At 71.0% G+C, this 21,279-nt stretch carries 14 protein-coding genes; 6 read left to right on the top strand and 8 right to left on the bottom strand.

The genetic code is table 11. The annotated features are described in order from the left end of the window. Positions 1-28 precede the first annotated feature (28 nt). Positions 29-2,089 (bottom strand): discoidin domain-containing protein, encoded by a 2,061-nt coding sequence (locus ACFYYJ_RS30500; RefSeq protein WP_385126119.1) that lies wholly within the window; start codon positions 2,087-2,089, stop codon positions 29-31. A gap of 176 nt (positions 2,090-2,265) precedes the next feature. Here ACFYYJ_RS30500 and ACFYYJ_RS30505 point away from each other — a divergent pair, with 176 nt between their 5' ends. Beyond that, on the top strand, positions 2,266-2,625 hold the full coding sequence (locus ACFYYJ_RS30505; protein WP_385126117.1) for a zinc ribbon domain-containing protein YjdM: 360 nt from the start codon (positions 2,266-2,268) through the stop codon (positions 2,623-2,625). Positions 2,626-2,652: 27 nt separating this feature from the next. Here the strand turns inward: ACFYYJ_RS30505 and ACFYYJ_RS30510 are convergent, their stop codons facing one another. Both ACFYYJ_RS30510 and ACFYYJ_RS30515 read right to left on the bottom strand, forming a co-directional pair. After that, a complete protein-coding gene (locus ACFYYJ_RS30510) occupies positions 2,653-3,597 on the bottom strand; it encodes a hypothetical protein (RefSeq protein ID WP_385126115.1) in 945 nt (314 codons plus the stop codon). Between the two features lie 77 nt (positions 3,598-3,674). Further along, on the bottom strand, positions 3,675-4,526 hold the full coding sequence (locus tag ACFYYJ_RS30515) for an alpha/beta fold hydrolase (protein ID WP_389137246.1): 852 nt from the start codon (positions 4,524-4,526) through the stop codon (positions 3,675-3,677). Between the two features lie 77 nt (positions 4,527-4,603). Between ACFYYJ_RS30515 and ACFYYJ_RS30520 the strand changes: the two genes are divergently transcribed. Beyond that, a complete protein-coding gene (locus ACFYYJ_RS30520) occupies positions 4,604-5,239 on the top strand; it encodes a sigma-70 family RNA polymerase sigma factor (RefSeq protein ID WP_389137248.1) in 636 nt (211 codons plus the stop codon). Between the two features lie 25 nt (positions 5,240-5,264). On the opposite strand, the gene ACFYYJ_RS30525 is transcribed toward ACFYYJ_RS30520, so the two are convergent. Then, positions 5,265-6,599, bottom strand: a complete 1,335-nt coding sequence (locus tag ACFYYJ_RS30525; protein WP_385126220.1) for a radical SAM protein — start codon at positions 6,597-6,599, stop codon at positions 5,265-5,267. A 120-nt stretch (positions 6,600-6,719) separates the two neighbouring features. On the opposite strand from ACFYYJ_RS30525, the gene ACFYYJ_RS30530 reads away from it, so the two are divergent. Further along, entirely contained in the window at positions 6,720-8,165 is a 1,446-nt protein-coding gene (locus ACFYYJ_RS30530) for a glyceraldehyde-3-phosphate dehydrogenase (protein WP_385126110.1), read from the top strand. A gap of 198 nt (positions 8,166-8,363) precedes the next feature. Here ACFYYJ_RS30530 and ACFYYJ_RS30535 read toward each other — a convergent pair whose 3' ends face one another. Beyond that, on the bottom strand, positions 8,364-9,548 hold the full coding sequence (locus tag ACFYYJ_RS30535; protein ID WP_385126108.1) for a cytochrome P450: 1,185 nt from the start codon (positions 9,546-9,548) through the stop codon (positions 8,364-8,366). Beyond that, positions 9,538-10,245, bottom strand: a complete 708-nt coding sequence (locus ACFYYJ_RS30540; RefSeq protein ID WP_385126107.1) for a tRNA-dependent cyclodipeptide synthase — start codon at positions 10,243-10,245, stop codon at positions 9,538-9,540. The genes ACFYYJ_RS30535 and ACFYYJ_RS30540 overlap by 11 nt, the downstream gene beginning before the upstream one ends. Positions 10,246-10,579: 334 nt before the next feature. Between ACFYYJ_RS30540 and ACFYYJ_RS30545 the strand changes: the two genes are divergently transcribed. Continuing rightward, entirely contained in the window at positions 10,580-13,270 is a 2,691-nt protein-coding gene (locus tag ACFYYJ_RS30545) for a SpoIIE family protein phosphatase (protein ID WP_389137252.1), read from the top strand. Between the two features lie 52 nt (positions 13,271-13,322). Here the strand turns inward: ACFYYJ_RS30545 and katG are convergent, their stop codons facing one another. Further along, complete coding sequence (gene katG / locus ACFYYJ_RS30550) at positions 13,323-15,530, bottom strand: catalase/peroxidase HPI (protein ID WP_389137254.1); 2,208 nt, start codon at positions 15,528-15,530, stop codon at positions 13,323-13,325. A 251-nt stretch (positions 15,531-15,781) separates the two neighbouring features. On the opposite strand from katG, the gene ACFYYJ_RS30555 reads away from it, so the two are divergent. Then, a complete protein-coding gene (locus tag ACFYYJ_RS30555) occupies positions 15,782-16,195 on the top strand; it encodes a Fur family transcriptional regulator (protein WP_384743645.1) in 414 nt (137 codons plus the stop codon). Between the two features lie 80 nt (positions 16,196-16,275). Continuing rightward, positions 16,276-18,492 (top strand): FUSC family protein, encoded by a 2,217-nt coding sequence (locus ACFYYJ_RS30560; RefSeq protein WP_389137257.1) that lies wholly within the window; start codon positions 16,276-16,278, stop codon positions 18,490-18,492. On the opposite strand, the gene ACFYYJ_RS30565 is transcribed toward ACFYYJ_RS30560, so the two are convergent. Next, positions 18,458-21,061, bottom strand: a complete 2,604-nt coding sequence (locus ACFYYJ_RS30565; RefSeq protein WP_389137259.1) for a discoidin domain-containing protein — start codon at positions 21,059-21,061, stop codon at positions 18,458-18,460. The genes ACFYYJ_RS30560 and ACFYYJ_RS30565 overlap by 35 nt on opposite strands. Between the last annotated feature and the right edge of the window lie 218 nt (positions 21,062-21,279).

Here is a 21,279-nt window from a genome sequence, read left to right on the forward strand (position 1 = left end):
CCGGGGTGTTCCGTGTTCCCGTACGGGGTCAGCTGCTGTACACGCCGACCTCGTAGAGGGAGTAGCCCCACTGGGTGCCGCGCTGCACCCCGTGGACGCGTACGTAGCGTGCCGACACGCCGTCGAACAGCGCCGTGTCCAGGCCGCCGTCACCGGTCGTCGTGGACCATACGGACTGCCAGTTCGTCCCGTCGGACGAGACCTCGATCTTGTAGCCCTTACCGTACGCGCGCTCCCAGTTGAGCGTGACGCGCTTGACGAGGTTCGTGCTGCCCAGATCGATCTGGAGCCACTGGTCGTCGCTCCAGTCGCTCGCCCAGCGGGAGCCCGTGTCGCCGTCCACGGCCCGGCCGGACGCGTAGCTGACGAACGGGTTCCACTCCGCCGAACTGGCCGAGGTGGGAGCGCCCGCGGCGAGGTTCACGCCCGCCTTGTGCCGCTCGGAGGCGCCCCAGGTGCCGAGGTAGGACTCGGCGCCCTTGAAGAGGTCGTCCACCACGTCCTGACCGCCGACGAGCCGGATGTCCTCGATCCAGTCCGGGACCAGGCCGTAGTGCGAGGCGCCGTCGGTGTTCAGGTCCCACGTGCGCTGCCCCGTCGTCTGCTTGTCGATGACGGAGCCGCCGTCGGTGCTGCGGAAGGGGTACTTCACCGGGTTCGGGGTGTTCGCGCCCCGGGGGCCGGGCCAGCCGCCGACGCCGTTCATGTCGGTGCCGTACCCGAGGCCGACCTTGTACTTGTCGCGCAGGGCGTCCTTGCTCTTGGCCTCCCCGCTGAAGCCCTCGGAGCCGCCCATGTACTGGGCGATGAAGCCGCCGAGCTTGTAGACCCGCTCGCTCCACTCCGAGTCCATCCAGCTGTGCGAGGAGATCACGCCGGGGTAGGACTCGGTCTCCAGGATGTCGAAGGCGCGGCCGGCGGCCTTGACGCTCATGTGGTCGACCTCGAGCATCATCTTGCGCTTCATCATCCCGCGCACCGCGTACTCGCCCAGGTCGGTCAGACCGCGGCTGTTGCACTGCGCGTTCGACGCGTACGAGGGCACGGCCACGCCCGCCGGGAGCTGCTTCTGCGCCTCGGGGGCCGCCGCGAGCCCGATGGGGTTGTCGTGCTGCGGGCCGGCGCACTGCTCCGTCTTCCAGAAGGTGCCGGTCGACAGGAACTGGCCCACGTTGATCGCGGTGCCCAGGGCGCCCTCGTCGAAGCGGACCCCGCAGAGCGCGTTGTCGAACTTGTGGCAGAGGAACATGCTGCGCACGCCGAGCTTGTGCAGCTCGTCGAGGCCGCGGTCGATGTCCTCCTTGGAGCACTGGGCGATGTCCAGGATCTGCTTGCAGCCGAAGGGCTCGGAGGTCTCGACCCCCAGGACGACGGCGAGCTTGCCCTGCTTGATCACCTCGCGGGCCTGCGCGGAGTCGGTGACGATGCGGAACCAGCCCTTGCCCGGGCCGCCGTACATCTTGTCGATGTACGCCTGCATGTCGTAGGTCTTCTGCGCCTCCAGGCGGATGGCGGTCATCTCGTCGCAGCCGCGGTCCTTGAAGAAGTAGACCGAGCAGATGACCCCGTTGGTGACGAGGTCGTTGACGAGCACCCGCTGGCCGCCGCGCCAGGCCCGCTCCACCCAGGCGTAGTAGTTCTGCTGGTGGGTGAGCGAGTCGTGCGCGGGCCAGTCCTTGAAGGTGGGCCAGCCGGTCGGGTCGTGCTTGCCGTCGCCACCCTTGGTGATCATGTCGAAGATCGCGAGCGTGCCGTCGGGGTAGTGCTCGGGGCAGTCCTTGAGCGCGTCGGCGACGCCCTGCTCGGAGAACGGCTTGCCGCAGATGAGCCGGCCGCCGAAGCCCTCGTTGGACATCAGGTGGTCGTGGGCGTCGACGAAGCCGCGGACCCGGCCCTGGGCGTCGGTGCCCTTGAAGGGCTCGCCGGTGACGTTGATCTCGGAATCCGGCGCGGGCCGGGCGACGGGGTTCCACCAGCCGGGGTCGGCGGCGGAGGAAGTGGACGCGGGGCCGATCACCATGGCGACCACGGTGAGGAGTATCGAGAGGACCGCGAGCGGTCTGCGCCTGAAGCGCGGGAGGGGGGTCATGTGCATGTCATCATCACGTTTTCACTCGGCAGATGGCACGGTGGGGGATCCGACCGAGAATCTCGGCTGCTGACAGCAGAGTCAATAGTCCGGGACAGATGACCTGATGATTTGTCAGAACGGTGGAGAGGGCGGCCCGTCGCGGAACGGCACGTTGCCGGAAATATACTGATGGGATGAGCGAAACCTCCTTGCCCCCCTGCCCCGAATGTTCCGGTGAGTACGCCTACGAGATGGGCGCCCTGCTCGTCTGCCCCGAGTGCGGGCACGAGTGGGAGCCCGCCGGCGCCGGGTCCGGTGACGCCGCCTCCGAGGAGCGGGTGATCAAGGACTCCGTGGGCAACGTGCTGTCGGACGGGGACACGGTGACGGTGGTCAAGGGGCTGAAGGTCAAGGGCAGCACCACCGGCATCAAGGCGGGCACGAAGGTGCGCAACATCCGCCTCGTGGACGGGGTCGACGGCCACGACATCGACTGCCGGATCGAGGGCTTCGGCAACATGCAGCTGAAGTCGAGCGTGGTCAGGAAGGGCTGACGGGCGAGGCGCCGGACCCGGCGCGGATCAGCGCTGGGCGCGCTCCCGCCAGTACGCGTACTGCTGCATCGGGTCGCCGACGAGGCGCCAGGGCCACTCGGTCACCGTGCCGTCGATCAGGGTGAAGACCTCACCGGCGTCCCGGATCCGGTTGGCCTGCACCAGGGCGAAGGCCAGCAGGTTCAGATCGGCCTTGGCCGCCGCGTGGTGCAGGAAGCCGGGGCTGCGCCAGTTGGCGTACGCCCGGTCCAGGATGGGCGCCGCGGGGGCGCTCGCCCAGTGTCGGCGCGCCATGAGCGTGCTCAGGTCGTCCTCGGCGGCGGCGCCGGTGTGGTGCCGCCGGACGGTCGCCGTCAGTTCTATGCCGGCCGTGGGCGCGTTGGCCGGCATGCGGGACCGCGAGGCGTCGATGAATTCGAGCACCTGCATGTGCGAGCCGCACTCGTCCGGCGACAGGTAGCCGAGCATCTGGAGGTGCGCCTCGCGGTTCCAGGTGTCACGGGACAGCACCTCCTGCCATATCCGGAACACCTCCTGCGAGGGGCGCCGCAGCAGCCGCAGGATCCCCAGCAGCACCACCCACGGACCGGGGTCGGCGGGCCTCAGGTCCGCCGCGTCGTAGCAGGCGTCGACCGCGGTCTGGGCGTCGTCCATGTCGCCCTTGCGGGTGCCCCGTACGAGGTCCGCCCAGGCCTGCAACAGGAGCGCGTCCCCGCTGCCGGGACGCCGGGCGGGCCAGGTCCGTACGAAGTTGGAGTCGGCCGCGGCGTGGGCCAGGACGCCGAGCCGGTGCGAACGCCGGTCCCAGTCCGTGCCGGCGTCCGCCAGCAGCTGCTCCACCTGCGCGATCTGAAGGTCCGCCAGGCCGGGGGAGGGACTGCCCTCCAATGCCTTCAGGACCCGGCCGAGTTGGACGTCGTCGAGCTCAGGTGCGAGGCGCGGCTTGCGGCGGCGGGTTCCGAAGATCGGCATGCGGGGAGGATAAGAGATCGCCCCGAGTTCAAACCTCGTTTACGGGAAATTGTTATCTGTGAAGGGAATTCGAAATCCTACTGTCTCGTATTGCGAGACGGGGATGACAGGAAGGCCCTGACGGCGGTCGTGAACCGGTCGGGGTCGTCGGTCCACGGATGGTGTCCCGCCCCCGGCTGCACCGTGAAGGCGGCGTCGGGGAACAGTCCGGTGAACTCGCGGACCATCGGGGGAGGGCTGTTGAGGTCGAACTCCCCGGTGAGCAGCAGCACGGGCTGACGGAAGGCGGCGAGCGCCGCCCGGGTGCCCTCGGGGTCGAAGGCCCCCTCGGCGCCGAAGCGGGCCACGGCCTCCTCGTTGCCCGGCCGGGCGGCCTCGTGGTGCTCGCGCGCGGCGGCGTCCCAACGGCCGTGGAAGAAGGGGGCGATGGCCTCCGCGTCACCGCCCCGGCCCTCGGTGAGCGCCACCAGGGCGGCGTAGGCCGCGGGGAACCACGGCTCGCCCTCGCGCAGCCGCGCGCACGCCCGGCGGGTCTCCCCGGTGATCTCCAGGCCGACGGCCCGGCTGCTGGGGCCGACGAGGGCGAGCCTGTCGACGCGCTCCGGGTGCCGGGCCGCGTACCGGACGGCGATGTTCGTCCCGGCGGAGTGGGCCAGGAGGTCCATCCGGGCGAGGCCCAGATGGGCGCGCAGGGCCTCGACGTCCTCGACGAGCCGGTCGCAGCGGTACGAGGACGGGTCCTCGGGGGTCGCGGACCGGCCGGTGCCCCGCAGGTCCGGGATGATCAGCCGGCGGTGAGCGGACAGGCCGCCGAGGTCGCCGAGGTAGGCGGAGTCGGCGGGGCCTCCGGGGATGCAGACGAGCGGATCGCCGTCGCCGTCCGTGCGGTAGGCGAGAAGGGTTCCGTCGGGTGCGCAGAAGGTGGGCATGGCGGGATGCTCACACGCCATAACCAGGTTGTACAACCCGGTTATGGCGAAGGCCCGGGCCGGTGTACAAAGGAGCCATGGCAGGCGGAGAAGGCAGGATCGGGGAGCTCGGGGCGCTGACCGAGGAGCAGGCCGCGCGGATGCTCGACGGGATGAACGAGGTCATCCGCGCGGGCGAGGAGGCGCGCAGGCTCCGCGCCGAGATGATCACGGTGCTGGCCGGGCTCGGCTGGACCCAGGACAGGATCGCCGGGCTCACCGGCATGAGCCAGCCCGCCGTCTCCAAGCAGGTGGCGAAGGGCAGGGACGGCGAGGACGCCGCGTCCCCGATGGCGCTCACCCTCGACCAGTACGACGCGCCGTGGCTCGAAGGGCGGCTGTGGGCCCTGGCCGAGGACGTCTCCGAGCGCTGCGGCGAGGACGCGCGCTGCGCCCGCCACGTGGACGCCCTCGCCCGGGGCCGCAAGCGCTTCACGCCGGCGGTCGTCGACGAGCTGCGGCGCCTCGTGGAGGAGGACCTGAGGCGGCACCGGGACGCGCTCCCCGGCGCCCACCGGGCCGCGTACGACGAGATCGGCCGCGGTCTCGACATCCCGCCGAAGACCACGGCCGCACCCGCGTCGTCGGCCTCGGTGCGCCGCGCCCTGGCCCACCGCATCCAGCGGGACCGGCTCCGGGGCGACGGCGAGGACCGAGAGGGCCGAGAGGACTGAGCGGCGGGCGGCCGAGCGGCCCGCGTCAGGCGTCGGCGGCTTCGAGGCCCTCCAGGCTGTCCATGAACGAGCTGACGGAGAACACCGCGCGCCCCGGACCGGCCGGACCGTAGCCGGGCGGGGAGCTCAGGCCGAACTCCTCCAGCGTCGCCCGGTAGGCCTCCAGCAGCCGGATGTGGTACTCCAGCGGCGCGCCCAGCGGGTTGGCCTTGCCCAGCGGGGTCGTCGGTTCCGGGCACCACGTGGTGAAGCGCGGCACGACACCGTTCGACATGAAGAACCGCAGGCCCTCGGTGGTCGACTCGATGGCCTCGCTCACCTTGGTGAAACCGAAGGGCTCGGCCATCTCGATGCCCGCCACGAAGTTCGGGATCACATTGCGCGGGCCGAAGATCTCGGCGGAGTCCAGGATCCTGCGGTGCCATTCGTCGCGGCCGACGTAGCGCTCCTTGCCCGGGCAGTGCAGCTCGAACAGTCGTCGGTCCCACACCTCGAAGTTCGGGTGGTAGATCTTGACGCCGTAGTCGTGGAAGCGCTGAACGGCGTCCCGGGGCAGGGCCTGGGCGACGACCTTGCCGGTCCAGCGGCCGGGGAAGCGCTCCTCGATGGCCTTCGCGTAGTGACCGTAGAAGTCGGCCTCGTCGCGGCCGCCGACCTGCGAGGTGATCGAACCGCCCGTCAGGGTGTACGCCCGCGAGGTGCCCGCGGTGTCGTACCGGTCGATGATCTCCAGGGCCTCCAGCACCTCCTCGACCGGCTTCACGCCGGTGTAGGGGCGGCCGGCCGCCTTGTGCTGGCGCCAGTTGTGGTTGATGTCGCAGAACTGGCACTCCTCCTTGGCGCCGAAGTACTGGCACACCCGGAAGACCGTCAGGTAGATCAGGTAGCCCCACTGGATGGTCGGCGCGACCTCCATCACCGACTTCCCGTTCGACAGCTTGTGCCGGTAGTACTCCGGCATCGGCGGCAGGCCGACGTCCGAGATCCGTACGCCGTCCAGGTAGAGGCCGAGCGAGCCGTCCTCGCCGCCGCGCACGACGTAGGGGGAGTCCGGGTTGACCCGTACCGACACGACCGTGCGCCGCAGGCCGTAGGGGCCGCCGGTGAGGACGATCTCCTCCGGCGGGCGGTTCAGCGCGGCGGCACCGAGCTCGGGCAGGGTCCGGTGGTCGAAGGAGAAGATGAAGTACGACTTCGGCTTCACGTCCCCCGAAGCGCCGTCGGCCGTACCGCTGAGCGCGGACTCGTCGAAGGCCATGCCGCCGCGGAGCAGGTCCTCCTTGATCACGGCCTCTCTCGGCACGTGCGGGAAGCGCTCCATCAGGCCTTCCACCAGCGCGGTACGGCTCTGCGTCTCCATGTCCTGCTCCATCCCTGACTCCTAGAGGATCACCCGCAGCGTAGCCCGATGGGGGCGGGTGAAAGGGCAGGGGATAAGGTGGTTAGCATATGAGCACCGCCTAGCTCGAAAGATAAACCTGTGACTGTCATTGAGGACTCGTTCAGCAGCTGGAAAAACCGCGAAGAGATCGCGGAGTCGATGATTCCGATCATCGGGAAGCTGCACCGGGAGCGGGACGTCACGGTCCTGCTTCACAGCCGCTCGCTGGTGAACAAGTCGGTGGTCAGCATCCTCAAGACCCACCGATTCGCCCGGCAGATCGACGGTGAGGAGCTCTCGGTCACCGAGACCATGCCGTTCCTGCAGGTGCTCACCACGCTCGATCTCGGCCCTTCGCAGATCGACATCGGCATGCTCGCCGCCGACTACAAGAACGACAGCCGCGGCCTCTCGGTGGCGGAGTTCACCGCCGAGGCCGTCGCCGGTGCCACCGGCGAGAACAAGCTCGAGCGCTCCACCGGCCGTGACGTCGTCCTCTACGGCTTCGGCCGCATCGGCCGACTCGTCGCCCGCCTGCTCATCGAGAAGGCCGGCTCCGGCAACGGCCTGCGCCTGCGTGCCATCGTCGTCCGCGGTGGCGGCGACCAGGACCTCGTGAAGCGTGCCTCGCTGCTGCGCCGCGACTCGATCCACGGTCAGTTCAACGGCACGATCACGGTCGACGAGGCGAACAGCACGATCATCGCCAACGGCAACGCGATCAAGGTGATCTACGCCAACGACCCGTCCGAGGTCGACTACACGGCGTACGGCATCAAGGACGCCATCCTCATCGACAACACGGGCAAGTGGCGCGACCGCGAGGGTCTGTCGAAGCACCTGCGCCCCGGCATCGACAAGGTCGTCCTGACGGCCCCGGGCAAGGGCGACGTCCCGAACATCGTCCACGGTGTCAACCACGACACCATCAAGCCGGACGAGCAGATCCTGTCCTGCGCCTCCTGCACCACCAACGCCATCGTCCCGCCGCTCAAGGCCATGGACGACGAGTACGGCGTGCTGCGCGGTCACGTGGAGACCGTCCACTCGTTCACGAACGACCAGAACCTGCTGGACAACTACCACAAGGCCGACCGTCGCGGCCGCTCCGCGCCGCTCAACATGGTGATCACCGAGACCGGTGCCGCCTCGGCCGTCGCCAAGGCGCTGCCCGACCTGAAGGCCCCGATCACCGGCAGCTCGATCCGCGTCCCCGTCCCGGACGTCTCGATCGCCATCCTGAGCCTGCGCCTGGGCCGTGAGACCACGCGCGAGGAGGTCCTGGACTACCTCCGCGACGTCTCGCTGCACTCGCCGCTGAAGCGCCAGATCGACTTCACCACGGCTCCCGACGCCGTCTCCATGGACTTCGTCGGCTCGCGCCACTCCTCGATCGTCGACGCCGGCGCCACCAAGGTCGACGGCGACAACGCGATCCTCTACCTCTGGTACGACAACGAGTTCGGCTACTCGTGCCAGGTCATCCGGGTCGTCCAGTACGTCTCCGGGGTCGAGTACCCGACCTACCCGGTCCCGGGCGTCTGATCCGGTACCACCACTGAGCGGTGACGCGATGGCCCCGGCCGGGGAAACCCGGCCGGGGCCATCGTCGTACCCCGCCGGCCGCGGGCGTCCCGTTCCGGGCCCCGCGAGCGGCAAGGAGACGGCCCCCGACCGGGTTTCCCCGGCCGGGGGCCGTCTTCCTACGTCATACATCGCGCCGAGGACGGCGTCGGCGCGCTGTTACCAGAGCACGGACAGGCGCTCCGGGATGCGCTTCATGAAGCGGGTGCGCCACACGAGCTGGTCCACCGGCACGGCCAGGGCCAGGTTCGGCATCTTCTCCAGGAGGACCTCGATGGCGATCTCGGTGTGCCGCTTGCCGAGGGCCGTGGCGGGGCAGTAGTGGCCGCCACCGCCGAAGGAGAGGTGTTGGTGGGCGTTCTCCCGGTCGATGTCGAACGTGTGCGGGTCCGGGAACACCGACGGGTCGGTGTTGGCGCCCTCGACCAGGACGAGGCAGAGCTCGCCCTTCTTCACCAGGACGTCACCGAGCTGGACGTCCTCCGTGGCCAGGCGGGGCAGACCGTCGGCGATGGAGAGGTTGACGCGCAGCAGCTCGTCGACCGCGGTCGGGATCTTCTCCGGGTTCTCGCGCAGCTGCTCCCACACGTCGGGGTTCTGCAGGAGCGAGAAGATCGCCATGGTCAGGAAGCCCATGGTGGAGATGACGCCGGCGCCGAAGAAGGTGACGCCGACCGTGGCCAGCATCTCGTCCGTCAGGTGCGCGTAGTCCGGGTCCTCGCGCAGGGCCGCGAGCTCGGCCATCAGACCGACCGTGGCCGGGTCGTCGAGGCGCTCGACCATGTACGCCATGTCGCGGTCCCAGTTGAGCTTGGCACCGGTGACGGGGCACGCCGAGTTCATGAACGCGATGTCGAGGCTGTTCGCCAGCTTCGGCGCGTCCGCCTGCGGGATGCCGAGGATGCGGCAGTGCAGGTTCTCGGAGTACGGGTTGGTGAACTGGCCGCGCAGGTCGACGGGCGCACCGTAGGCCAGCATGCTGTCGACGAGCGCGTTGGCCTCGGCCCGCATCCAGTCGTTCAGGCCGGGGGCCTTGGGGTTGATCGCCTTGAGCACGGCCTTGCGCAGGCCGGCGCCGGTGATGTTGCCCATGTTGTTGACGACCTCGGGCGGGATCGTCAGCGCGTACTGACGGGGCACGCCCGGGGCCGAGGTGTCCTTCAGGCTGAAGCGGGGGTCTTCGAGTACCTGCTTGCACAGCTGATAGGAGGACACGAGCCAGGCTTCGTCCCCGGCTATCGTCCGGACCTTCTTGACGGGCTCGGAGCGGAGCTGCTCGACCTCGGCGGGGATCTTGTCGCCGCGGGCGTCGAACGGGAATTCGAGGATGGTGTCAGTGCTCATCGAAGGTTCCTTCGGCGGGGGTGATGACGGCGTGGCCCTGGTTGCGGGAAGCGCGCAGGCCCGAGCCGCGCGAATACAGCAATTCCGCCATCGGCAGGAGCTGGTGGTAGCAGTTGAGCGAGGACGGCACGCCCATGATCGCGGGCGTGTCGAGGAAGAGCGGCGCCTCGGCGCACACGTACTGGAGGCAGACTTCGCGCTGCCGGGTGGTGGCGGTCTCCCCGTTCAGCACCTTCGAGGAGAGGAACGAGTCCACGAGCTCGCCACACGTGGCCAGGAACTCGGGGTCGTTGTTCAGCCGGCTGGTCAGGTCGGCGTGAAGCGCCTTGTAGGCGGGGATGTCGGTCAGTGCCGACATCGGGCGGGCGCGCAGGCGCTCGCCGGAGGGGTCGGCCTCGGCGGCGGCGTTGTTGACCTTGGCGCGGACTCCGCGCAGGTTCTTCACCGCCTTGCGTCGTGCCTCGACCTCGTCGTAGCCGAGGGCTTCGTACATCTCGGCCACGTACAGGTCGGTGTAGATGATGTCGACCTGATCGAAGTTGCGCATGCCCCACTGCGCGAGATCGAGAACGCGCTGGGCCGAGAAATAACTATTACCGGGAGAGATGCCGATGACCGCATGATCGCCCTCATTGTTGATGACTTCGCAATGAGGGGTGTACGGCCGGACAGTGAAGACTTCGGTCGCTGTCGTCAACGGGTGTCTGGTCCTTCGCGCCGCGAGTCCCAAGAGGGCCTTGTGCCCGAGGTGTAGCGGCGACGTGACAGAAGGTACCCGAATTTGAGTGCGACGTTCCATGGCTTCTGGTCGGTAACTCCGTTGCCGGGCGCCGTGGTTGCATCTTCCTATTTCTTTCGGTCGGCCGATCGTCAAAGATTGGAATTCAAGGAAATGGGAGACGTGACCGTTCTTTTTTCGTCACTCCTGGTGATTTATCGGACGCGTGTCGCGTCTGTCGTGAGCCATCGGCGCCCGGAGGTGCTACAACTGGGGGCGTGACCATTCCTCGCCACCCGTGCCGGGTACGTCGGTGCGGTCACCTCTAGGCATCCGGTTCAGGAGCGTCGCCGGCCAGGTATTCGTCCTCCAGGTGACGATCGTGGTGTTGCTCGCTGCCGGAGCCCTGCTGGCCCTCCTGCTCCAGTCGAGCCACGACGTGGACCGCGAGGCACGCAACCGGTCGGTGTCCGTCGCCCAGACGTTCGCGCACTCCCTGGGCCTGCCAGCCGTACTGGAGTCGAGCCACCCTGCCGTCATCCTGCAGCCCCTCGCCGAGGAGACCCGCAAGGCCGCCAAGGTGGACTTCATCGTCGTGATGGACACCAACGGCATTCGCTACAGCCATCCCAAACCCGACCGCATCGGCAAGCGGTTCGTCGGCACGATCGAACCCTCCCTGGCGGGCCGGGTCTACACCGAAAGCGTGAAGGGGCCGCTCGGCAAGGAGATCCAGGCGGTGGTGCCCGTCACCGACGCGCAGGGCAAGGTCGTCGGGCTGGTGTCGGCCGGCATGACCGTGAAGAACGTGAGCGGTGTCGTCGACCGCCAGCTCCCGGTGATCCTCCTGGCCATCGCCGGCGGCCTGGCCTTGGCCACCGCCGGCACGGCGCTGATCAGCCGCAGGCTGCGCCGCCAGACCCACGGGCTGGGCACGCAGGAGATGACCCGCATGTACGAGCACCACGACGCGGTGCTCCACGCCGTCCGCGAAGGGGTGGTGATCACGGACGGCGACGGTCGGCTGCTGCTGGCGAACGACGAGGCCAAACGCCTCCTGGGACTGCCGGACGACGCCGAGGGCAGCCTGATCACGGACGTGGCGGGGCTCGACCGCCGGATGGCGGACCTGCTGCTCTCCGGCCGCGTCGCCACCGATGAGGTCCTGGAGAGCGGCGAGCGGCTCCTCGTGGTCAACCAGCGGCTCACGCACCCCGGCGGCAAGCCGGAGGGCGCCGTGGCGACCATCAGGGACTCCACCGAGATGCGCGTGCTGACCGGCCGGGCGGAGACGGCCCGCAGACGGCTGAAACTGCTCTACGACGCGGGCGGTGACATCGGCACCACCCTCGACGTCGTACGAACCTCCGAGGAACTCGCCACCGTCGCCGTCCCCCGCTTCGCGGACTACGTCACCGTCGACCTGGCCGCCGCCGTGCTCGACGGGGACGAGCCGGGACCCGGCGCCGACATGCGGCGCACGGCCGTCCACGGCGTCCGCAGCGACCACCCGCTCTACCCCCGCGGCCGCCTGATCGACTTCCTGCCGTCCACCCCGCAGGCCATCGGCTACGGCACCGGCGAGGCGGAGCTGGTGCCGGACCTGAACGAAGCGCCGGGCTGGCGCGCCCAGGACCCGCCGCGGGCCCGGGCCATCATCGACTACGGGATCCACTCGCTGATCGCGGCACCGCTCAAGGCCCGGGGCGTCGTACTCGGAGTGGTCAATTTCTGGCGGGCGCGCAAGCCGGAGCCCTTCGACGAGGACGACCTGTCACTGGCCGAGGAACTCGTGGCCCGGGCCGCGGTCAGCATGGACAACGCCCGCCGGTACACCCGCGAGCACGCCCTCGCCGTGACGCTCCAGCGCAGCCTGCTGCCCCGGGCCCTGCCCGAGCAGAGCGCCGTCGACGTGGCCCACTTCTACCTGCCCGCGCAGTCCGGGGTGGGAGGCGACTGGTTCGACGTGATCCCGCTGCCGGGCAGCCGGGTCGCCCTGGTCGTCGGCGACGTCGTCGGGCACGGCCTGCACGCCGCCGCCACCATGGGACGGCTGCGCACGGCGGTGCACAACTTCGCCTCCCTCGACCTGCCGCCCGACGAGATCCTCGCCCGCCTGGACGACCTCGTACAGCGCATCGACCACGACGGGGAGGCCGGTGACGGCGCCGGCGGCGTCATCGGCGCCACCTGCCTCTACGCCGTCTACGACCCCGTCTCCCGCAGTTGCACGGTGGCGCGGGCCGGACACCTGCCGCCCATGCTCGTCGCCCCCGACGGGACGACGACCATCATCGACCTGCCGGCCGGGCCCCCGCTGGGCCTGGGCGGCATGCCCTTCGAGACCGCCGAACTGGAACTGGCGGAGGACAGCCAGCTCGTCCTGTACACGGACGGTCTCGTCGAGGAACGCAACCGGGACATCGGCGAGGGCCTGGAACTGCTCCGCACCGCCCTCAGCCACCCCGACCGGACCCCCGACGAGAGCTGCCGGGCCGTACTCGACATGATGCTGCCGCCCCGGCCCACCGACGACGTGGCGCTGCTCATCGCGCGCACCCGCACCCTGGGCCCGGACCGGGTCGCACAGTGGGAGGTGGCGTTCCAGCCCAGCGCCGTCGGCGCCGTGCGCAACGCGGCGGCCAGGAAACTCGACGAGTGGGGCCTGCAGGAGCTCGCCTTCGCCACGGAGCTGATCCTCAGCGAGCTGATCACCAACGCCGTGCGGCACGGTCGCGCGCCGGTACGGGTACGGCTGCTCTACGACCACACCCTGACCTGCGAGGTGTGGGACGGCAGCAGCACGGCCCCGCACTTGCGGTACGCCGCCACCACGGACGAGGGCGGGCGGGGCCTGTTCCTGGTCGCGCAGCTCAGCGAGCACTGGGGCACCCGGTACACCTCCGAGGGGAAGGTCATCTGGGCGCAGCAGGCCCTGCCCGGCGCCCCCGGGCGCGCGGAATCGCCCGACCTGTGGGACTTCATGGACATCGAACCGCTGTGACGGAACGCGTCAGGGCCGGTCCGCGCGCGCGGACCGGCCCTGACGCGGGCGATCAGACCAGGTCGAACCGGTCGAGGTCCATGACCTTGACCCACGCCGCGACGAAGTCCTTCACGAACTTCTCCTTCGCGTCGTCGCTCGCGTAGACCTCCGCGAGGGCGCGCAGCTCGGAGTTCGAGCCGAAGACGAGGTCGGCACGGGTACCGGTCCACTTGACCGCGCCCGAGGCGTCACGGCCCTCGTACTCGTCCTGCGCCGAGGACGTCGACTTCCACGTCGTGCCCATGTCGAGCAGGTTGGCGAAGTAGTCGTTGGTCAGGGTGCCCGGACGGTCCGTGAAGACGCCGTGCTTCGAGCCCGCGTGGTTGGCGCCCAGGACGCGCAGACCACCGACGAGGACCGTCATCTCGGGAGCGGAGACGGTCAGCAGGTTCGCCTTGTCGACCAGCAGGAACTCGGCCGGCAGGCGGTTGCCCTTGCCGACGTAGTTGCGGAACCCGTCGGAGGACGGCTCCAGGGCGGCGAAGGACTCGACGTCCGTCTGCTCCTGCGTGGCGTCGACACGGCCCGGGGTGAACGGCACCTCGACCGCGACGCCACCGTCCTGCGCGGCCTTCTCGACGGCCGCGGAGCCCGCGAGCACGACGAGGTCGGCCAGCGAGACCTTCTTGGCGCCGGCGTTGAAGGACGCCTGGATGCCCTCGAGGGTGCGGAGCACCTGCGCGAGGTCGTCCGGGTTGTTGACCTCCCAGTTGCGCTGCGGCTCCAGGCGGATGCGGGCGCCGTTGGCGCCGCCGCGCTTGTCGCTGCCGCGGAAGGAGGAGGCCGCGGCCCAGGCCGCGGAGACCAGCTGGGAGACCGTGAGGTCCGAGCCGAGGATCTGCTCCTTGAGGGAGGCGACGTCCGCGGCGTCGACGAGCTCGCCGTCACGGGCCGGCAGCGGGTCCTGCCACAGCAGGGTCTCGGCGGGGACCTCCGGGCCGAGGTAGCGGACGACCGGACCGAGGTCGCGGTGGGTCAGCTTGTACCAGGCGCGGGCGAAGGCGTCCGCGAACTGGTCGGGGTTCTCGTAGAAGCGGCGCGAGATCTGCTCGTAGACCGGGTCGAAGCGCAGCGACAGGTCGGTGGTGAGCATCGTCGGGAGGTGCTTCTTCGACGCGTCGAAGGCGTCGGGGATGATCGCCTCGGCGTTCTTCGCCACCCACTGGTTCGCGCCGGCCGGGCTCTGGGTGAGCTCGTACTCGTACTCGAACAGGTGCTTGAAGAAGTCGTGGCCCCACTTGGCGGGCGTGGTGGTCCAGGTGACTTCCAGACCACTGGTGATCGAGTCGGCGCCCTTGCCGGAGCCGTACGTGCTCGACCAGCCGAAGCCCTGGGCCTCCAGCGGCGCGCCCTCGGGGTCGGCGCCGACGTTGTCCGCCGGGCCCGCACCGTGGGCCTTGCCGAAGGTGTGACCACCGGCGATGAGGGCGACGGTCTCCTCGTCGTTCATCGCCATCCGGCGGAAGGTCTCGCGGATGTCGCGAGCGGCCGCGATCGGGTCGGGGTTGCCGTTGGGGCCCTCGGGGTTCACGTAGATGAGGCCCATCTGGACCGCGCCGAGCGGGCTCTCCAGCTCACGGTCGCCCGTGTAGCGCTCGTCGCCGAGCCAGGTGGTCTCGGGGCCCCAGTAGACGTCCTCGTCGGCTTCCCAGACGTCGGCACGGCCACCGGCGAAGCCGAAGGTCTTGAAGCCCATCGTCTCCAGGGCGACGTTGCCGGTGAGGATCATGAGGTCGGCCCAGGAGATGGACTGGCCGTACTTCTTCTTGACGGGCCACAGCAGACGGCGGGCCTTGTCCAGGTTGCCGTTGTCCGGCCAGGAGTTCAGGGGGGCGAAGCGCTGCTGGCCCGCGCCCGCGCCGCCGCGGCCGTCGCTGATGCGGTACGTGCCGGCGCTGTGCCAGGCCATGCGGATCATGAGCGGGCCGTAGTTGCCGAAGTCGGCCGGCCACCACTCCTGCGAGTTCGTGAGGACCTCGGCGATGTCCTGCTTTATCGCGGCGAGGTCCAGGGCGGCGAACGCCTCGGCGTAGTCGAACTCCTCGCCGAGCGGGTTGGCCACGGCGGGGTTCTTCGCGAGGATCTTCAGGTTGAGTCGCTCCGGCCACCACTGGCGGTTACCGCCGCCCTGGGTGGGGTGCGAGGCTCGCCCGTGCGCGACGGGGCAGCCGCCGGCCTCGGCGTTCGCGTCTGCGGCGTGCGCGTTGTTCTCAGACATGGGAATCCTTCCGGACCCGGGGGGTCATGGTGCTGCGAGGAGCTACATGCGGTGGAGCGGTCCGTGCATGTCCGTCACGGCTTGGTCTCGAGCCGTACTGGAGCCTTCTAGTCACTTGGTTATCAACCGAACCGATCCTACGATGGACAGAGTCCAAGTCAAGAAGCGCGCCAAAGCCATATCCAATCGGATCCCGGATCCGCGTCGGGCGAACCTTCGGGAACGACGCCGGGCCTGAAAGGTGGAGCGGTATGAGTGACCTGCTGGAACGGCTGCGCGAGCGTGGCTGGCGGCTGACCTCCCAGCGGCGTGTCGTGGCGGAGGTCCTCGACGGGGACCACGTCCACCTCACGGCGGACGAGGTGCACGCCCGTGCGGCGCGGCTGCTGCCCGAGATCTCCCGGGCGACCGTCTACAACGCGCTCGGCGAGCTGGTCTCCCTGGGCGAGGTGGTGGAGGTCTCCACCGACGGCCGCGCCAAGCGGTACGACCCCAACGCGCACCGCCCCCACCAGCACCTGGTCTGCTCCGGCTGTGGACTCATCCGCGACGTCCACCCGACCGGCGACCCGCTGGCCGTCCTCCCGGCCGAGGGGCGGTTCGGCTTCGAGGTCTCCGGGGCCGACGTCACCTACCGCGGGCTGTGCCCGGCCTGCTCCTCCTAGGGCCTGATCCGAAAGACAGGCCCTGGCCTCCGGGGCCGGGCTGAAGTGCCGGGCCGGGGCCGGTGCCCGATGCTGGTGGCATGGCTACGAACGGTGCCGCCGCCTACGCGGGCGCGGCCCGCCGATCACTGCGGGTCACCCTCGCGGCGGGGACCGGGTTCTTCCTGTTCCTGTACGGCTTCGGGTCCACCGTCGCGGCCACCTACGCGCTGTTCGCCGCGGTGTCGCTGGCCGGGCTGTCCCGCATCCCCGGAACCGGACGGCAGCGCGCCGGCATGGTGCTGCGGCTGATCCCGGCGGCCTGGCTGCTGGTGGTCGTGGGCACCTTCCTGGCCGTACGGACCTGGACGGCCGTGGCCGGAATGCTGGTCATCGGCTTCGCGCTCGCCTTCGTCGCCGTCGGCGGACCGCGCCCGGCCGGCGCGGCGCCCGGGCTCCAGCTGCTGTACATCCTGCCGTCCTTCCCGCCGTACGCCCCGGACACCCTGGGGGAGCGGCTCGTCGGCACCACCACCGGGCTCCTGCTGCTGGTGCTCGCCGAGGCCTTCGTACTGCCCGATCCACCGACCGTGCCCTACCGGGAACTCGCAGCCCGCGCCGCGGTCGTCGCCGAGCGCTGCGCCGGCGAGCTGGCCCGGGCGCCGTACGCGCTCTCCCCGGGCACGGGAGCCGCGGCCGGGGCCGCGGGCGAGGCGCTGCGCCCCTCGAACGTCCCGGAGGCGGAACGCCCGGCCGGGGCAGGGGTCCGTGCACGCGGCCTCGGCCACACCGGGCTGGCGGCCCGCACCCTGCTGAACCGGCTGGTCCGGCTGCCCGCCCCGCCACCCGGCCCGGAGCCCGACCGGGACCACGAGGCCGCGCTCGCCCTGCTGAACGCCGTCGCCCGGTCCGCGACGGACACCGCCGCACTGCTGCGCGGCGCCCCGAGAGCGCGGGGGCCGCGGGAGCCGCGGCACCCGGGCCCGGGCCCGGAACGCGCGCGGCTCGCGGCCGCCCCGACCGAGGGGCTCGGCCCGGCCGCGCTGCGCCGCAGGGCGGACCTGCTGGAGGTGGCCGACGCCGCCCTGGTGCTGGCCGCGGCCGCGGCGTTGGCCGTACGGGGCCGGGAGGCAGCGCCCGACGTGCCCTCCGGCCGGTTCTGGTACGCGCGGATGTGGGCGCCGCGCCTGTGGTGGGTGCGGTTGATGGGCAATGCGGGGAGCCGGTCGGTCTTCTTCCAGAACGCCGTGCGGACCAGCCTGGCGCTGGCGGCAGCCCGGGCCGTCGCCGGACTGGACACGCTGCCGCACGGCTTCTGGGCGATGCTGGCGACGCTGACGCTGACCCGCACCACCCTGGAGGCCACGCGCAGCAGCATCCGGCAGGCACTGACCGGAACCCTGATCGGGGCCGTGGCCACGGCCGGGATCCTCGCCCTGGTCGGGACGCACACCACGGTGTACGCCGTGGTCCTGCTCCCGCTGATGCTGTTCACCTTCACGGTGGGGCCGGTGAAGGGCATCGGCTGGTCCCAGGCGCTGTTTACCATGACGGTCGCCCTGGTCTTCGCCCAGCTGGCGCCCGCCACCTGGCGGCTCGCCGAGGTACGCCTGCTGGACGTGCTGATCGGCAGCGCGATCGGCGCCGTCTTCGGGCTCCTGGCCTGGCCGCGCGGCGCGCGGCAGGAGGTGCGGCGCGCGGGCGCGGCGCTGTTGCGGTCCGCGGCCGAGGCCGTGGTCACCACGACGGCGGCGCTCACGGCCGAGGGGGTACGGGACGCGGACGTGCCGCCGGAGCACAAGTCGCTGCGGCATTCGCTCGTGCTGGCGGAATCGGCCTTCGCGCAGCTCCAGAGCGAGCCGGGGCCCGTGCGGGGGCGGCGGTTGGTCGACTGGCAGTCCGTACTGCTGGCCGGGCACCACACGCTGTGGGGCGCCGGGCGGGTGCTGGCGCCGCCCGCCTCGGGGCGGGGCCCGGCGGACCTCCACGCGCTGCCGTTGGAGCCGGCGGCGGCCGCCGAATTGATCAGGCTCGGGGACCGGGTGGCGGGGCGCATGCTGATGCTGTCCGCGGTGCTGGACCCGATCGAGGACTCCCGGCAGGCCCCCGTCGCACCGTACGCGTACGACGGCGGGGCGGGGACCGTACCGGCGGGGGAGCCGAGCGGCTTCTACGCGGCGGACGCCTGGCTGGCGTCGCTGCTGGCGGACCTGGACCGGATCGCGGACAGCACGACCGGCCCGGCCACCGCCGGGGCCGGCGACGCCGGCGGTGTCACGGGTGTCACGGGCGGGGACCTCGGGCGGGCGGGTCGATGACGACGTCGCCCGCCCCCGGCGCGGGAACGGTCAGGAACTTGGCGATGCTCGGCACCCCCTGCGCGTCCAGCGCGAACAGCATGTAGTTGCCGGGCAGTACCACGCCGGTGTCGGAGGGAACCGACACCGAGTACGTGCCGGATCCGGTGGCCGTGGACCGGAGCGGGACCCGGCGCTGGTCGTTGTCGGTCGAGTGGGTCGCGGCGGCGGCCCGCATCAGCACGAAGGACGCCACCGGGCCCGACGTGCCGACCGTGAGCGTCGAGCCGGGCGCGACGCGCGGGGGCACGCCGCCGGTGATGACGGGACGCGGCTTGGGGGAACCGTCCGCGTTGAGCAGGTACGGCGGGGTGAACACGGCTCCGTCGGCGTGGTTGGTCGCGCAGTCACCGCACAGGCCGCCGCCGCCCGAGAAGATCCGTCCGTCCGGCAGCAGGTTCGCCACGCTGTGGTAGTTGCGGGGGATGGCCATGGTGGCCAGCGGGGTGAAGACGCCCGTCGCCGGGTCCCACAGCTCGGGCGTCAGCACGGACGTCGCGTCGCTGAAGGGCACCGGGTAGGCCTGCCCGCCGAAGACGGCCACCTTGCCGTCCGGGAGGACGACGCTGTTGCCGAAGGCGCGGGCGTTCTCCATGTCGCCCGTACGGGCGGCCTGGACCTGGCTCCCGGAGATGTTCACGGTGTAGGCGCGGCGGGTGGCGGGGGTGTCCTGGTAGGCGGGCGAGCCGCCCAGCGTGAGCAGCTTGCCGATGTCGTAGGCGACGGCGTTGCCCGTCATCGCGTCCTGGCTGTCGGCGCGGGGGCCGGCGGCCGTGATGCTGCCATTGCCGGTCGTGGAGATCCAGTTCATCTGCTTGCTCGGCCCGAGCTGCAGCACCTTGCCGCCCGAAGTGGCGTGCAGCCACATGTGGTTGTCGGCGCGGTAGGGACCGGCCGGGTCGGCCGTCAGCGCCGGGGCGGCGGGTACGCCCGGGAGCTTGCGCCAGGTGCCGGTGCCGGGCGACCAGACCTCGCCGGCCTTGTCGGTGTCGGCGTTTCCGCTCCAGGAACCGCCGAGGACGAAGGCCTCACCCGTGGAGATCAGCGTCATGGCCTGGTAGCCGCGGGCGACGTTCATGTTGGTGGTGGCGGACCAGGCGTCGGTCGCCGGGTCGTAGATGCTCGCCCGCTCCGCGTTGCTGCCCCCGGTGACGAGGACCCGGCCGTCGGCGAGCATGGCTATGCCCGGGCAGAACATGTCGTGCCCCGTGTTGTCGATCCGCCGCTGGGTGACCTTGCCGGTCTTCAGGTCGAGGATCGCCGTCTGCGTGTAGCCGTTGCTGCCGCCGAACCGGTCCGTCGCGTACGCCGACCAGGCCAGCAGCTTGTCACCCGGCAGGACGGCGGTGGCCACCGGCACCAGGGGGAAGCCGGTGATCCGGTCCCAGGAGCCGTGGACGGCGGCGTTCGCCGGTCCGCTCAGGCGGATTTCGGCGGCCGAGGTCCACGGTCCGCGGGCGCCGGCCTCGCCGGTCACCGTAAGGCGGACGAAACGGGCGCTCACGGCGCGGGTGAAGGTGGCGGTCTTGACGGTGTCGTCGTCCCGCCACGTGCCCGCGGCCACCGGCGCGCCGTAGGAGGTGCCGTCGGTGCTGGTGGTGATGGAGTACGCGCCCGCCCTGCCGTTGGGCCCGTCGCGGCGCGGCTGGTAGGTGAGGGCGGCGACCGTCTGCGTGCGGTGCATGTCGATGGTGAGGGTGTGCGGGAGCGGGGTCGGGGTGCCGCTCCACTTGCTGTGCCACAGGGTCGCGGCGTCGCCGTCGAGGACGTTCGCCGCGCGGCCGTTCTCGCTCGCGGTCTCCTCGTCGCTCGCGGCGGCCGTCCAGCCGGTGCGGGGCAGGTCGACGGTGGCGGCGGGGGTGCCCGGGTCGCCCAGCAGGTTGATCTCGGCCGCGGAGGTCCAGGGGCCGCGGCCGCCGGCTTCGGTGAGCGCGGTGAGCCGTACGAACCGGGCTCCTTGGGGAGCGAACCCGAGGGTCTTGGTACCGGCGTCGTCCGCGAGGGTGCCGGTGGCGACCGGGCTCGCCCAGTTCTGGCCGTCCGCACTGAGACCGATGGCGTACTCGCCGATCCGCCCGTTGGGCCCGTCGGCGCGGGGGCGGTAGACGAGCGAGGACACCACCGCGGTGCGGTGCATGTCGATGGTGAGGGTGTGCGGGAGCGGTGTGGGCGTGCCGGTCCACTTGCTGTGCCAGAGGGTCGCGGGGTCGCCGTCGAGCACGTTCGCCGCGCGGCCGTTCTCGCCGGTGGTCTCTTCGTCGCTCGCGGTGGCCGTCCATCCGGTCCGGTCGAGGACGGGAGCCGAGGGTTCCATCGCGTTCGCCGGGACGATGCCGTGGTGCGGGGACTGCTTCGCCACCTGCTGGTCGAAGGCGGTGGCCCCCGGGGGCGGCGTGCGGGCCACCGGCGCCTGGCTCGCGACCCCGAGCCAGGGCGTCATCCCGATCAGGAGCGACCCGAGACCGGCGCCCACCAGCAGGTGGGAGCGGCGTATGAGAGGGGGACGGGTCGGGCGTCGTCGGAACTGCAATCTGACCTCCAGGGGCGATTCGGATCGGCGCCCTCGAACATAGGTCAGACACGTGTGAACTTGCCCGGGAATCAGGGGAGTTGGCTGAGCGGGGACGGGGGGGGGGGGGGGGCGGCGGGCCCCCCCCCCCCCCCCCCCCCCCCCCCCCCCCCCCCCCCCCCCCCCCCCGCCCCCCCCCCCCCCCCCCCCCCCCCCCCCCCACACCCCCCCCAACAACC

Origin of the sequence: Streptomyces sp. NPDC002467 (genome assembly GCF_042889825.1) — a bacterium.
Classification (GTDB): domain Bacteria; phylum Actinomycetota; class Actinomycetes; order Streptomycetales; family Streptomycetaceae; genus Streptomyces.